The sequence below is a fragment of the Roseivivax isoporae LMG 25204 genome (assembly GCF_000521865.1).
In the GTDB taxonomy this organism is placed as follows: domain Bacteria; phylum Pseudomonadota; class Alphaproteobacteria; order Rhodobacterales; family Rhodobacteraceae; genus Roseivivax; species Roseivivax isoporae.
Genome location: NZ_JAME01000009.1, coordinates 89,725 through 103,659, shown reverse-complemented (window position 1 = coordinate 103,659; position 13,935 = coordinate 89,725). Strand labels below are relative to the sequence as shown.

Annotated in this window: 14 protein-coding genes; 3 read left to right on the top strand and 11 right to left on the bottom strand. The window is 69.1% G+C overall.

Features of this window, described 5'->3' with window-relative positions:
* Window positions 1-2: 2 nt before the first annotated feature.
* Window positions 3-2,135 (bottom strand): methylmalonyl-CoA mutase, encoded by a 2,133-nt coding sequence (gene scpA / locus RISW2_RS07870; protein ID WP_043768814.1) that lies wholly within the window; start codon window positions 2,133-2,135, stop codon window positions 3-5.
* The gene (locus RISW2_RS07865) at window positions 2,098-3,021 is read right to left on the bottom strand and encodes a hypothetical protein (protein ID WP_043768812.1); all 924 of its coding nucleotides are present in this window, start codon (window positions 3,019-3,021) and stop codon (window positions 2,098-2,100) included. The genes scpA and RISW2_RS07865 overlap by 38 nt, the downstream gene beginning before the upstream one ends.
* Before the next feature lie 137 nt (window positions 3,022-3,158).
* Here RISW2_RS07865 and RISW2_RS07860 point away from each other — a divergent pair, with 137 nt between their 5' ends.
* Window positions 3,159-3,611 carry a DUF4174 domain-containing protein gene (locus RISW2_RS07860; RefSeq protein WP_043768810.1) on the top strand — a complete coding sequence of 151 codons (453 nt, stop codon included), beginning with the start codon at window positions 3,159-3,161 and terminating at the stop codon, window positions 3,609-3,611.
* Window positions 3,612-3,666: 55 nt separating this feature from the next.
* On the opposite strand, the gene RISW2_RS07855 is transcribed toward RISW2_RS07860, so the two are convergent.
* From RISW2_RS07855 to RISW2_RS07830, 7 genes are all read right to left on the bottom strand, one after another.
* Window positions 3,667-5,715, bottom strand: a complete 2,049-nt coding sequence (locus RISW2_RS07855) for an acetyl-CoA carboxylase biotin carboxylase subunit (protein ID WP_043768807.1) — start codon at window positions 5,713-5,715, stop codon at window positions 3,667-3,669.
* A gap of 135 nt (window positions 5,716-5,850) precedes the next feature.
* Window positions 5,851-6,057 (bottom strand): hypothetical protein, encoded by a 207-nt coding sequence (locus tag RISW2_RS07850; protein WP_043768805.1) that lies wholly within the window; start codon window positions 6,055-6,057, stop codon window positions 5,851-5,853.
* A gap of 364 nt (window positions 6,058-6,421) precedes the next feature.
* Window positions 6,422-6,781, bottom strand: a complete 360-nt coding sequence (locus tag RISW2_RS07845; RefSeq protein WP_043768803.1) for a hypothetical protein — start codon at window positions 6,779-6,781, stop codon at window positions 6,422-6,424.
* Between the two features lie 81 nt (window positions 6,782-6,862).
* Complete coding sequence (locus RISW2_RS25375) at window positions 6,863-7,003, bottom strand: hypothetical protein (RefSeq protein ID WP_164490720.1); 141 nt, start codon at window positions 7,001-7,003, stop codon at window positions 6,863-6,865.
* Between the two features lie 214 nt (window positions 7,004-7,217).
* On the bottom strand, window positions 7,218-7,559 hold the full coding sequence (locus tag RISW2_RS07840; RefSeq protein ID WP_084615290.1) for a DUF6497 family protein: 342 nt from the start codon (window positions 7,557-7,559) through the stop codon (window positions 7,218-7,220).
* Between the two features lie 149 nt (window positions 7,560-7,708).
* Window positions 7,709-8,092 (bottom strand): hypothetical protein, encoded by a 384-nt coding sequence (locus RISW2_RS07835; RefSeq protein WP_425277787.1) that lies wholly within the window; start codon window positions 8,090-8,092, stop codon window positions 7,709-7,711.
* Window positions 8,089-9,621 carry an acyl-CoA carboxylase subunit beta gene (locus RISW2_RS07830; protein ID WP_043768799.1) on the bottom strand — a complete coding sequence of 511 codons (1,533 nt, stop codon included), beginning with the start codon at window positions 9,619-9,621 and terminating at the stop codon, window positions 8,089-8,091. Before RISW2_RS07830 ends, RISW2_RS07835 begins: the two co-directional genes overlap by 4 nt.
* A gap of 185 nt (window positions 9,622-9,806) precedes the next feature.
* Between RISW2_RS07830 and RISW2_RS07825 the strand changes: the two genes are divergently transcribed.
* Together RISW2_RS07825 and RISW2_RS07820 are read left to right on the top strand one after the other, a co-directional pair.
* Entirely contained in the window at window positions 9,807-11,033 is a 1,227-nt protein-coding gene (locus tag RISW2_RS07825; protein WP_043768796.1) for a multidrug effflux MFS transporter, read from the top strand.
* Window positions 11,034-11,099: 66 nt separating this feature from the next.
* Complete coding sequence (locus RISW2_RS07820; RefSeq protein ID WP_043768793.1) at window positions 11,100-12,497, top strand: helix-turn-helix domain-containing protein; 1,398 nt, start codon at window positions 11,100-11,102, stop codon at window positions 12,495-12,497.
* Here RISW2_RS07820 and RISW2_RS07815 read toward each other — a convergent pair.
* Window positions 12,482-13,192 carry an N-acetylmuramoyl-L-alanine amidase gene (locus RISW2_RS07815; RefSeq protein ID WP_084615287.1) on the bottom strand — a complete coding sequence of 237 codons (711 nt, stop codon included), beginning with the start codon at window positions 13,190-13,192 and terminating at the stop codon, window positions 12,482-12,484. The two genes, RISW2_RS07820 and RISW2_RS07815, sit on opposite strands and share 16 nt — an antisense overlap.
* Window positions 13,153-13,911 (bottom strand): hypothetical protein, encoded by a 759-nt coding sequence (locus tag RISW2_RS07810; protein WP_043768791.1) that lies wholly within the window; start codon window positions 13,909-13,911, stop codon window positions 13,153-13,155. The genes RISW2_RS07815 and RISW2_RS07810 overlap by 40 nt, the downstream gene beginning before the upstream one ends.
* Window positions 13,912-13,935 lie beyond the last annotated feature (24 nt).

Genomic DNA, 13,935 nt, shown 5'->3' with positions numbered 1-13,935 from the left:
GCTCAGGCCGCACGCGCCTCGCGGATCAGGCGCAGGATGTCCTGCGCCGCATCTGGGATGTTGGTGCCGGGTCCGAAGATCGCCTTGACCCCAGCCTCCCGGAGAAAGGCGTAGTCCTGCTGCGGGATCACGCCGCCGCAGATCACGAGGATCTCTCCCGCACCCTGGTCCTTGAGCGCCTGCACGAGCTGCGGCGCGAGCGTCTTGTGGCCCGCCGCCTGGCTCGAGATCCCCACCACGTGCACGTCGTTGTCGATGGCGTCCTGCGCGGCCTCCTCTGGCGTCTGGAACAGCGGGCCCACGTCCACGTCGAAGCCGATGTCGGCAAAGGCCGTTGCGATCACCTTGGCGCCGCGGTCGTGACCGTCCTGGCCCATCTTGACCACCAGCATGCGCGGGCGGCGGCCCTCTTCCTCGGCAAAGGCCTCGACCGCCTTCTGGATCGCGGCAAAGCCCTCGTCGCCCTCGTAGGCCGCACCGTAGACGCCGGCGAGCGTCTTGACCTCTGCCCGGTGGCGGCCGAACACCTTTTCCATCGCCATGCTGATCTCTCCCACGCTGGCGCGGGCGCGCGCCGCCTCGACCGCGGCGGCCAAGAGGTTGCCACCCTCCTTCGCCGCACGCTCCACCTCGGCCAGGGCCGTCTCGCATGCTGCCGCGTTGCGGCCCGCGCGGATGCGCTCCAGCGCCGCGACCTGCGCCTCGCGCACCTTGGCGGTGTCGATGTCGAGGATGTTGAGCTCCTCCTCCTGCTTGAGGCGGTACCGGTTCACACCGACGATCACGTCCTCGCCGCGGTCGATCTTGGCCTGCCGCGTGGCCGCGGCCTCCTCGATCCTGAGCTTGGGCATGCCCGAGGCCACGGCCTTGGTCATGCCGCCCATGCCGTCGACCTCCTCGATCAGCGTCCAGGCGGCCTCTGCCAGGTCGTGGGTCAGCCGCTCGACGTAGTAGGAGCCCGCCAGCGGGTCGACGACCTTCGTCACGCCGGTCTCTTCCTGCAGGATGAGCTGGGTGTTGCGCGCGATCCGGGCGGAGAAGTCGGTCGGCAGCGCCATCGCCTCGTCGAGCGCGTTGGTGTGCAGCGACTGGGTCCCGCCGAGGACCGCCGACATGGCCTCGTAGGCGGTGCGGATGACGTTGTTGTAGGGGTCCTGTTCCGCCAGGCTCACGCCCGAGGTCTGGCAATGCGTGCGCAGCATCTTCGAGCGCGGGTTCTTGGCGCCGAGATCGGTCATGATCCGGTGCCAGAGCATGCGCGCCGCCCGCAGCTTGGCCGCCTCCATGAAGAAGTTCTTGCCGATGGCGAAGAAGAAGGACAGCCGGCCAGCGAAGCGGTCGATGTCCATGCCGCGCGCCACGGCCGCCTGCACGTATTCCTTGCCGTCGGCGAGCGTGAAGGCGAGTTCCTGCACCAGGTTCGCGCCCGCCTCCTGCATGTGGTAGCCGGAGATCGAGATCGAGTTGAACTTCGGCATGTGGTCCGAGGTGTACTCGATGATGTCCGCGACGATCCGCATCGAGGGCTCGGGCGGATAGATGTAGGTGTTGCGGACCATGAACTCCTTCAGGATGTCGTTCTGTATGGTCCCGGACAGCAGGCTCCTGTCATGGCCCTGCTCCTCTCCGGTCACGATGAAATTCGCGAGCACAGGGATCACCGCACCGTTCATGGTCATCGACACGGACACGCGGTCGAGCGGGATGCCGTCGAACAGCACCTTCATGTCCTCGACCGAATCGATGGCGACACCGGCCTTGCCCACATCGCCCACCACGCGCGGATGGTCGCTGTCGTAGCCGCGATGCGTCGCGAGGTCGAAGGCCACCGACACGCCCTGCTGCCCGGCCTCGAGCGCGCGCCGGTAGAAGCGGTTCGATTCCTCCGCGGTGGAAAAGCCCGCGTATTGCCGGATGGTCCAAGGCCTGCCGGCATACATGGTCGCCTTGACGCCGCGGGTGAAGGGCTCGAGCCCCGGCAGCGACCCGAGATGCGGCAGGTCCTGCACGTCCTCGGCGGTGTAGAGGGGCTTGATGTCGATGCCCTCGAGCGTCTTCCACGTCAGCGTGTCGGCGGAACGGCCCTTGAGTTCCTTTTCAGCCAGCGCCCGCCACTCGTCCTTGGTCGCGTTCATCGTCCTGTCCTCTTCTGTCGTCCGACGGGGGCCGGTTCAGGCCGGTTTCCTCTGCCTCCGGACACTCCACGTAAGCGGCGAGGCCCCCGGCCCCGGCGCGCAGCCAGTACAGATCGTCGAGCCACATCTCCCTCAGGAGTGCTGCCGCCTCGGGCGGAAAGGGCCGCCAGCGTCCGTCGCCCGCAAGCGTCCGGGGATCGCCGCCGCGCGCCAGCACGGCCCGGCGCAGCGCCGGCAGGTCCGGTGCGCGGTGCGCCCAGTAGGTGCCGGGCCGCGCCGGCGGCGGATCCGCGAGGCCGGCCGTCCGCGCGAGAAGCGCGTCCGGCCGGTCCGCGAACCGCTCGAACGGCGTCACCACGATCGACGCCCGGGGCAACGCGCAGGCGATGTCGGATACCACGCCCCGCCAGGAGCGCGCCGACCGCTCGAGGATCCGCGCAAGCTCCGCCGGGTCGGGCAGCGCCATGCCCCGCGCCACCGCATAGGCCCAGAGCGACGCCCAGAACGCGTCCTGCGCGCGCACCTGAAGGACCGCGCGCGCGACCGGCCCGAACGCCGCGCCGAGCCGCGCCAGCCGTTCGCCCGCCGCCGGGTAGAGGCATCCCTCCCGCAGGCAGGCCCGCGGCGTGCCGATCATGTTTTCGTCGCTGACGAGCACCGTCGACCGGCCCTGCGCCACCTCGGCCTCGAGCGCGAGGCGTACCCGGCCGCGGTCCCGTGCCTGCGCGTCGCGTGCCGTCACGTTGTGCAGCAGCCCGTTGCGCGTGCGCCGCGGATCCCAGATGCCGATCCCCCGCGCGGCGAGCGCCGCGCGATGGTCGCGGAGATAGGCCTGGAAGCTCGTCGTGGCGCAGCGATGCGCCCCGAGATGCAGAATGACGTCCATGCGGGTCCTCGCGGCGGCCGGTCGGCCATGGCGAGGATGCGCGGATCGGGGTGAGCAAGCTGTAAACACTAAAATTTTCGTGCGCTTGCCCGGCGTTGTCATACCCATCGGGCAAGGTCGCGCCTATATTGCCATGCATGACACGGATGGGACGCATCGCGGCGCTTGCCGCCACCCTGCTGGCCGCGCCGGTCCTAGCCGCGGACGGACCGGGGGCCGACGACCTGATCGTGCCGGCGGAGGGCCGGACGCTCGACGAGTATCTCTGGGTCAGGCGTCCGGTCGTGGTCTTTGCCGACAACCCCGCCGATCCGCGATACGTGCAGCAGATGCAGTACATCACCGACCGCGCCGACGCGCTGCGCGACCGCGACGTGGTGGTGCTGACCGACACGAGCCCCGGGGACCGCTCGGCGATCCGGCAGGCCCTGCGCCCGCGCGGCTTCATGCTGGTGCTGATCGCCAAGGATGGCAGCACGGTCCTGCGCAAGCCCTTCCCGTGGGACGTGCGCGAACTCAGCCGCTCGATCGACAAGCTGCCGGTCCGCCAGCAGGAAGTGCGCGACCGGCGGGCCGAGGGGCAGCCGTAAGCCGCCAGCCCCGCACGTCCGTCCGCCCGCGATGCCGCCGACCGGATCATCCGCGTCACTCGAATTCCATGATCACGTCGTCGACGGCAAGGCTGTCGCCCTCGGCGGCGTGCATCCTGGTCACGGTAGACCGGCGCTCGGCGCGCAGGATGTTCTCCATCTTCATGGCCTCGACGGTGGCCAGCGCCTGGCCCTCCTGCACCTCGTCGCCCTCGCCCACGTGCAGCTTCACCACGAGACCCGGCATCGGGCAAAGCAGCATCTTCGAGGTGTCGGGCGGCGCCTTTTCCGGCATGAGGCGGGCGAGCTCGGCCTGGCGCGGGCTGCGCACATGCACCTTCAGGTCCGCGCCCCGCGACCGCAGGCGGAAGCCGCCCGAGATCTTGCCGACCTTGAGCACCAGGTCGGCGCCGTCCACCTGCATCCGCGCCAGCGTCTCGCCCGGCGTCCAGGCGCCGGTTACCCGGTGCGACAGGCCGTCGGCGAAGCGCACGGTCGCGCCCTCCCGGTCCGCGGCCACGCTCAGGTCGTAATCCGTTCCCTGCAGGGCCACGTTCCAGTGTTCGCCCACCCGGCGCTCGTGGTTGTCGAGCGTCCCCGAGATGCGCGCGCGCCGGATCTCGGCCACCCGGTTCATCGCCGCGGCGGCCGCCGCGATCCGCCGCAGGGCCGCGTCGTCGAGCGAGACGCCCTCGAACCCGTCGGGATACTCCTCGGCGATGAAGGCGGTGGTCATGTCTCCCGCGACGAAGCGCGGATGGTCCATCACCGCCGAAAGGAACGGCAGGTTGTGCCCGATCCCCTCGACCTCGAAGGCGTCGAGCGCGACACGCATGCGCGCCAGCGCCGCCTCGCGCGTCGGGCCCCAGGTGCAGAGCTTGGCGATCATGGGGTCGTAGTACATGCTGATCTCGCCGCCCTCGTAGACGCCGGTATCGTTGCGCACCGCGGCCTCGCCCTCCGGGATCCCGGCCTCGTGCCACTTGCCGGCATCGGACAGCGGGCCCGCGGCCACCTCGGCCGGCGGCCGGTAGCGCGTCAGCCGTCCGATCGAGGGCAGGAAGTTGCGGTAAGGGTCCTCGGCATAGAGGCGGTTCTCGATCGCCCAGCCACCGATCTTGAGGTCGCCTTGCGCGAAGGGCAGCGTCTCGCCCGCGGCGACACGGATCATCTGCTCGACGAGGTCGACGCCGGTGATGAGCTCGGTCACCGGGTGTTCCACCTGCAGGCGCGTGTTCATCTCGAGGAAATAGAAGTTCCGGTCGCCGTCCACGATGAATTCGACGGTCCCCGCGCTCGCGTAGCCCACGGCCTTGGCCAGCGCGACGGCCTGGTCGCCCATTGCCGCTCGCGTCTCGGGATCGAGCAAAGGCGACGGCGCCTCCTCCACCACCTTCTGGTTCCGCCGCTGGATCGAGCATTCGCGCTCGTGCAGGTAGACCGCGTTGCCGTGAGTGTCCGCCAGCACCTGGATCTCGATGTGGCGCGGCTGGGTCACGAACTTCTCGATGAAGATGCGGTCGTCGCCGAAGCTCGACGCGGCCTCGTTCCTGGACGACTGGAATCCCTCGCGCGCCTGCGCGTCGTCCCAGGCGATCCGCATGCCCTTGCCGCCCCCGCCGGCGCTGGCCTTGATCATGACCGGGTAGCCGATCTCGGTCGAGATGCGCACCGCCTCGTCGGCATCCCCGATCAGGCCCATGTAGCCGGGCACGGTCGAGACGCCGGCATCCTGCGCGATCTTCTTCGACGTGATCTTGTCGCCCATCGCCTCGATCGCCCTGACCGGCGGACCGATGAACGCGACGCCGGCCTCCTCGAGCGCGGCGGCGAATTTCGGGTTCTCGGACAGGAAGCCGTAGCCGGGATGCACTGCCTCGGCGCCGCTCTGGCGGATCGCCTCCATCACCCTGTCGATGACGATGTAGGACTGGTTCGCGGGCGCCGGGCCGATATGGATCGCCTCGTCCGCCATGGCGACGTGCAGCGCGTTCCTGTCGGCATCGGAATACACCGCCACCGTCGCGATGCCCATGCGGCGCGCGGTCTTGATGACCCGGCAGGCGATCTCACCCCGGTTGGCGATCAGGATCTTCTTGAACATGGACGTCCCTTTGCTTGTGGTGGCGTCTTGCGCGCCATGTCCGCACGAAAAAGGCCACCGGAGCTGGCAGCTCCGGTGGCCTCGTCTCTGTCCGTGCCGACGGCCCTCAGGGCCGCGGCGCGGTGGATGTCGCCCTCAGTTGCAGAGGCCCGGGGTGACGTCGTCGCAGACGACGCCGCCAGCCGCACCGATCGCGGCGCCGGTGACGCCGTCACCGCCCGCAGCGCGGTCGATGAGGTAGCCGGCGCCGGCGCCGACGCCCGCACGCGGCAGGTCGCTGCTTTCGCAGGCGGCAACGCCACCAAGGCTGAGGACGGCGGCGACGAGTGCAAATTTGCGCATTGGAAGAACTCCCTTCGTTCCGGATTGGCGTCTGGTGTATACGCGCCGGGAACGCTTTTCCGTCGAACGTCGTTCCGTGAAAACCCCCTGTTCACCGGAACTTGAGCGGGAAGCCGCCCAGTGTGAGGCGGGAGACTGCCGGGCTGTCGGGAAAAAACGGGCGGCCGGTCAGGGGAAACGCCAAGCCGCCCGGAAGGGGAAGGGTTACGGTGAATACGCGCCAAGGACGGGCCGTGACACGTCGTATGTGACCCTGTTCGGGACACCGAAACCATTGCAACCGTTTCCGATGCCGCCAAGCGGAGAATGCAACGTGCGCGGGTTTCGGCTCCTTCCTGCGCACGGGGAACCGGAATAGGCAGAATCACGCCCAGAACTCCGGATCGAACGCCTCGGGAAAGGCCATGCGGGCGGCCCGCTCGTCGATCACGAGCTGCGCGTCGTAGTCCTCGGGATCGAAAGGATCGTCGTAGGGCAGCACCTCGCGGCCGAAGAGCCAGGACAGCCGGCCGGCATCGAGGTTGCCGCGGGCGAAGGGCTCGGTGCCGAAATGGTGCCAGAGCGCCGCCATGAAGTGGAGGTCCGCGCGCCGGTCCGCGGGTTTGCGGTCGGCATATCTGTCACGCCGTACGATCGGCGTGACGCCCCGCGGGTTCGCGCGTCGGATGGTGAACTGGAAATCCGATCCGGGCAGGCGCCCGGGAAAGCCGCGGTGCTTGATCATCGGGCGCGCTCCAGCTGCACGAAGCGCCGCGGCGCGCCCGAAGGCGGAACGGACCGAAGGACGGTCCGTCCCGAGATCAGATCACTTGTACTTGCCCGTGTAGACCGGCTCGGTCGTGACCGGCGGCTGGACCACGACAACTTCTTCTTCTTCCTGCTGGCCGCAAGCGGAAACGGCGGCAACGAAACCCAGCATGGCGACCAGTTTGATGCTCTTGGACATCTAGTTCTCCTGTATGTGTTCAAGACGCAGCCGGACACCCCGGGCGCCGACTGCCTCTCTCCCGATGTAGTAGTCACGAATTTGCGACCACCCCCCAAGTTAAATGAATTTTTTAGCCATGGGTATCCGGCCCCCAGCACTGACTTTCCCTGTGTCTGGAAAGTCGCAATCTTCCGCCGAGCGACCGGTTCGGCTCCAAAATGTTGTGCGGCCATCAGAACGGCTCCCAGATGCAGCGGTCGCCGTCGACGGTGTAGGCCTCGAAAACCTGCAGCACGCCCGGGTTGGCGATCCCGAATTCGGTTGGAATTTCAGACATGCTGACGACGATGCGCGCCGGCGCGGGCGCCGCGTCGGCAAGCGCCGGCAGCGCGATGTCGGTGCAGGCCATGTCCATGGCCGCGGACAGGTCGGCGGGTGCGCCGACGAGATCGGCGAGCGCCGGCACCACCAGGCGCAGGCGGTAGACGCCGCCCTCCTCCGCCAATGTCTCGAGAATCGATGCCGGCTGCCCGCCCGGCAGCGCCACGGTCGCGTCCTGCGCGGAAGCCGGCATCGGAAGCACGGCAGCCAACGCCGCGACGGACAGGCGGATCGGTCCCGTCCTCTTGCGGCAGCCCCGGCCCCCTTTCGGAGCTCCTCCCGCCGGGGCTGCACTGGCGCGGGACCAGCCCGCAACTCTGAAAGTCGTGACGGACCTGCGTGTCATGTCCGCGTCCGATCGTCTTGAGCCCACGACAGCCATCGTGCGCGGGCGTCGGCCGAGTGCAGCAGGTCCCGGATCCGCTCCTCCACGTCAGGCGGAAACTGCCTGTCGTGCAGGCGCCCACCGGCGCGAATGCTCAGATCGTCACCTTGCCGTTCGATTTCTACCACAGGTGAGAACCCGCGCAAGCCTTGCAGCTTGCGCCACAGATCCTGGCGCACCGCGCGGGCGAGCCTGTGGAGATTCGCGTGCGGCAGCCGCGCCGTGGCCGACACGTCGAACCGCGGCGGCCAGTGGCGCGCATGCACGATGCGCGCCCCCTGCCGGGCGGTGAACCAGCCGTGGCGGCGGGGCGGCGGAGAGAGTGGCGCGTCCATGGTCACAGCGGGATGTTGTCGTGCTTCTTCCACGGGTTCGACAGCTTCTTGCCGCGCAGCGCGGCAAAGGCCCGCGCGACGCGGCGCCGGGTCGACCGCGGTTGGATCACCTCGTCGATGAAGCCCTTCTCGGCGGCGACGAAGGGGTTGGCGAAGCGGTCCTCGTATTCCTTGGTGCGCGCCGCGATCTTCTCGGGATCGTTCAGCTCGGAGCGGTAGAGGATCTCCGTCGCGCCCTTGGCCCCCATCACGGCGACCTCGGAAGTGGGCCAGGCATAGTTGAAGTCGCCGCGCAGGTGCTTGGATGCCATCACCACGTAGGCGCCGCCATAGGCCTTGCGGGTGATGACCGTGACCTTCGGCACCGTCGCCTCGGCATAGGCGTAAAGCAGCTTTGCCCCGTGCTTGATGACGCCGCCATATTCCTGCGTCGTCCCCGGCAGGAAGCCCGGCACGTCCACGAAGGTCAGGATCGGGATCTCGAAGCAGTCGCAGAACCGCACGAAGCGCGCGGCCTTCCGGCTCGAATCGATGTCGAGGCAGCCTGCCAGGACCATCGGCTGGTTCGCCACCACGCCCACGGTCTGGCCCTCGAGACGGATGAAGCCGGTGATGATGTTCTTGGCGAAGTTTTCCTGGATCTCGTAGAAATCGCCCTCGTCCGCGACCTTCAGGATCAGCTCCTTCATGTCGTAAGGGGTGTTGGCGTTCTCGGGCACCAGCGTGTCGAGCGAGGGCTCGACCCGGCCGGGCTCGTCGAAGAACGGCCGCACCGGCGGCTTCTCGCGGTTCGAGAGCGGCAGGAAATCGACGAGGCGGCGCACCTCGGCCAGCGCCTCCACGTCGTTCTCGAAGGCCGCGTCGGCGACGGAGGACTTGCGCGTGTGGGTGCTGGCGCCGCCGAGCTCCTCGGCCGTCACGACCTCGTTCGTCACCGTCTTCACCACGTCGGGGCCGGTCACGAACATGTAGGAGGAATCCTTCACCATGAAGATGAAGTCGGTCATCGCCGGCGAATAGACCGCCCCGCCCGCGCAGGGACCCATGATGACGCTGATCTGGGGGATCACGCCCGAGGCCAGCACGTTGCGCTGGAACACCTCGGCATATCCCGCGAGGCTCGAGACGCCCTCCTGGATGCGCGCGCCGCCCGAATCGTTGAGCCCGATCACCGGCGCGCCGTTCTGCATCGCCATGTCCATGATCTTGCAGATCTTGTTGGAATGCGTCTCGGACAGCGAGCCGCCGAAGACGGTGAAGTCCTGGCTGAAGACGTAGACCAGCCGTCCGTTGATCGTGCCCCAGCCGGTGATGACGCCGTCGCCGTAGGGGCGCGTCTCGTCCATGCCGAAATCGGTGCAGCGGTGCGCGACGAACATGTCGAACTCCTCGAAGGAGCCCTCGTCGAGCAGCAGTTCGACCCGCTCGCGCGCGGTCAGTTTGCCCTTGGCGTGCTGCGCCGCGATCCGGGTCTCGCCGCCGCCGAGCCGCGCCTCGGCGCGACGGTCCTCGAGCACCTGCAGAATGTCCTTCATGTCGCCTGCTCCCTGTTCCGGCCGCGCCGCGACCATACAGCGCCGATCCCCGGTCTCAACGGGAATTGCGCAAATTTGCAAAGCATGGAAAGGAACGTGCCGCATATACGCAAACTCGCAAAGCACATGTCCCGCGCGCCCGCCCAGATGGACAATCCCCGGTGCGCGACCTACCACCTTGCGTCATGCAGAGCCCACACGCCGCGCGGTTCCTCGACCGCGCCACCCCGCCGCACATCGTCACGCTGATCATGCTCTCGGGCCTCTCGGCGCTCGCGATGAACATCTTCCTGCCAAGCCTCCCGGCCATGGTGGCCTATTTCGACACCGAGTACCGGCTCGTGCAGCTGTCGGTCGCCGTCTATCTCGGGGTGAACGCGGTCCTGCAGATCTTCGTGGGCCCGATCTCGGACAAGCTCGGCCGCAGGCCGGTGATCCTGGGCGGCATCGCGTGTTTCGTGCTGGCCACCATCGGCTGCCTGATCGCGCAGGACATCTGGGTCTTCCTCGCCTTCCGCATGACGCAGGCCACGATCGTCACCGCGCTGGTCCTGTCGCGCGCGGTGGTGCGGGATATCGTCCCGCAGGACCAGGCCGCGTCGATGATCGGCTACGTGACCATGGGCATGGCGGTGGTGCCGATGATCGGCCCGGCGATCGGTGGCGTTCTCGACGAGGTCTTCGGATGGAAGGCCAATTTCTGGCTGCTCCTTCTTCTCGGGATCGCGCTCTACTGGCTGACCTGGCGGGATCTCGGCGAGACCGCGCAGCCCTCGGGCCTGACCCTGCGCGAGCAGTTCAGCGAGTATCCCGAGCTCCTGCGGTCGCCGCGGTTCTGGGGCTACGCGCTGGCGGCGGCGTTCTCGTCGGGTGCGTTCTTTTCCTACCTGGGCGGCGCGCCCTTCGTGGGCTCGGTGGTCTTCGCGCTCGAACCGGCGGAGCTCGGGCTCTATTTCGGGGCGCCGGCGATCGGCTACCTGATCGGCAATTTCGTCTCCGGCCGCTTCTCGGCGCGGGTCGGGGTCAACCGCATGGTCCTGATCGGCGCCTTCATCAACGCGGCCGGCGTCGCCGCGTCCATGCTGGTCTTCGCCGCCGGTCTCGGGACGGCGCTGAGCTTCTTCGGCTTCATGTGCTTCGTGGGGGTCGGCAACGGCATGACCATCCCCAACGCCACCGCCGGTGCGCTGTCGGTGCGCCCGCGCCTGGCCGGCACCGCCTCGGGGCTGTCGGGCGCCATCATGATCAGCGGCGGCGCGGCCCTCTCGGCGCTGGCGGGTCTGCTGCTGCAACCGGGCACCGGCGCCTGGCCGCTTCTGTGGATCCAGTTGCTGACCGGCATCTGCGGCGTGGTGGCGATCGGCATTGTCATCCGGCGCGAGGGCGAACTGGCCCGCAAGGACGCGCTCTGAGCGCCCTTGCGGCGCACCGGCAGGTTTTGCAAAGTCACGTGACTTGATCTGCAAAGCGATGCCGCCATGCCCGTCCAGAAACTCTATGCCGGTGCCAAGCTGCGCGACCTGCGCGGCCGGCTGTCGCTGACGCAGAAGGATTTCGCGACCAAGCTCGGGATTTCGCTGCCGTACCTGAACCAGATGGAGAACAACAACCGGCCGGTGTCGTCGACGGTCCTTCTGTCGCTCGCGCAGGAATTCGGCTTCGACGTGACCGAGCTCGGCCACGGCGACACCGAGCGGCTGGTGGCGGACCTGCGCGAGGCGCTGACCGACACCGTGTTCTCCGAGGCGCCGCCGCTCGCGGATCTGCGGCTCGCAGCCTCGAACGCGCCGGCCTTCGTGCGCGCCTTTCTCGAGCTGCACCGCGCTTACCGCCAGTCGCACGAGCGCCTCGCCTCGCTCGACGATGCGCTCGGGCGCGAAGGCGCGCCTCTCCAGCCCAGCCCGTGGGAGGAGGTGCGCGACTTCTTCCATTATTGCGACAATTACATCGACGCGGTGGATCGCGCGGCGGAACGCGCGGGGCTCAAGGCCGATGCGCCGGGCGACCTGCGGACGGCGACGGTGGCGCGGCTCGCCGCGCGCGGCATCGAGGTGCGGCTGGCCGAGGACAGCGCGCTGCGTCGCTTCGACGCGGCGACCGGCACGCTCTGGCTGTCGGCGCTGAGCGCGGTCGAGACGCAGACCTTCCAGCTGATGCTGCAGGTGGCGCTCCTTGAACATGACGCGCTGCTGGAGGCGACGCTCGACCTTGCCCGGTTCCAGTCCGACGCGGCGCGCGCCATCGCCAAGATCGGGCTCGCCAACTATTTTGCCGGGGCCGCGATGATGCCCTACCGGCGGTTCCTCGCCGCGGCGCAGGAGACGCGGCACGATCTCGAGCTTCTGGCGCTGCGCTTCGGCGCGTCGATCGAACAGGTGGCGCATCGACTGTCGACACTGCAGCGCCCCGGCGCCAAGGGCGTGCCGTTCTTCTTCGTGCGCGTCGACCAGGCCGGCACGATCACCAAGCGTCATTCGGCCACGCGGCTGCAATTCGCCCGGTTCGGCGGCGCCTGCCCGCTCTGGAACGTGCACCGCGCGTTCGAGACGCCGGGCCAGTTCCTGCGCCAGCTGGCCGAGACGCCGGACGGCGTGCGCTACATCAGCCTCGCGCGCGACGTCTCGAAACCCGGCGGGCAGTTCGGCGCGCCGCGGCGGCGTTACGCCATCGCGCTCGGCTGCGAGATCGCGCATGCGGGGGCGCTGGTCTATGCCGACGGGCTCGACCTCGGGCGCGACGGGGCGTTCGAGCCGATCGGCATCTCGTGCCGGATCTGCGACCGGGCGGATTGCCACCAGCGCTCGGTCCCGCCGCTCGAGCGCCGGCTGACGATCCGGCCCGACCGCCGGGGCGTCCTGCCCTACGAGGTCGGCTGATCCGCGGCGGGCCAGCGCGCGGCGAGATCGGCCATGAGGGCGGCATCGGCCGGGCCGCAGGGCCCCGCGGCGCCGGGCCGGAACCGGTCGCGGAAGGCCTGCAGCAGCGCCTCCCTGAGGTCGGGATCGGCCGCGTAGCCGAAACGCGCGGCATCGGCGAAGAAATCGCCGGGCTGCCGCGGCTCGGGCCAGATCGACAGGCCCCGTCGGGCAAGCCGGCGCCAGTCGAACCGGGGTCCCGGATCGATCTTGCGCCCGAGCGCCATGTCGGAATGCCCGATGACCCGTTCCGGCGCGATGCGCCAGCGCTCGAGAATGCCGGAAAGGAGCCGTTCGAGCGCGTCCATCTGCGGCTCCGAGAAGGGTTCGGCCCCGTCATTGGCAAGCTCGATGCCGATCGAGCGCGAGTTCATGTCGACGATGCCGCCCCAGCGGCCCGCGCCCGCGTGCCACGCGCGCATCTCCTCGTCGACGAGTTGCCAGAGGCACCCCGTCTCGGAGATCACGTAATGCGCCGAGACGCCGCTCGCGCCGTCACAGAGCCAGTCGCGCGCCCGCTCGGCGCTTTTCATCGCGGTGTAGTGGATGACCACGTGGTCGGGCCGCGCCCCGTCGCGGCGCGGCCCGAAATTGGTGCTCGGCCAGCGGACCGGGGTCAGTTGCCGCGGGCCTGGCGGTAGACGGCGGGGTTCCAGCCGCAGGCGAAGCCGTCGCCGTCGGCGTCGAGCCCCTCGCGGTCACGCTCCGGGCCGCCGGCCTCGAGAAAGGCCTCCTGCGCCGCGTCGGCGGACGGGTATCGCGCGCAGTTGCGCTGTTCCTTGGCCTTCGAGGAAAAGGGTCCGCGGCTGTGCATCGGCTGGCCCACGCCGTGGGAGGTCTGCAGCGCGTATTGCACCACGTTGACCGACGATCCCGACCGGGTCGGCAGCGCCTCGGGCCGGGCCACCTGGTATTGGGCGCGGTTCTGCGCCAGCCGTGCCGCGTCGGCCTCGATCGAGCGTTCCGAGGACACCGCGTCGAAATCGTTCTCGACCGAAATGCCGGCGGAGTTCGTCACCGCCTGCGGCTGCGTGCCGCCCGTCAAGACCCCGGACGATGTGGTGGTCTGCTGCGGCGGCGGATTGCCCGGCGAGGCGTCGACGCCTCCCTGGGTCTGGCCCCGCGACAATGCCGCCTCGGCCATCGCGGCGATGTCGTCACCGCCGGCGCCGCCGTCGATCGCCGAGCCGCTCACCTCGGGCGCGGGCGCGATGCGCCCGGTCCCGGGATCGGTCCGGCCCTGCAGCTGGGCGTCGACCTCGGCGCGGCGCGAGGCGTCGTACCCGTCGAATCCCGCCTCGGGGTTGCTGTCGGGAACCGGCGCGCAGGCGGCCAGCGCCAGCGCGACAGCAGTCGTGATCAGGAAGGGACGCATGCGGCTTTCACCTCGTCTCGGGCG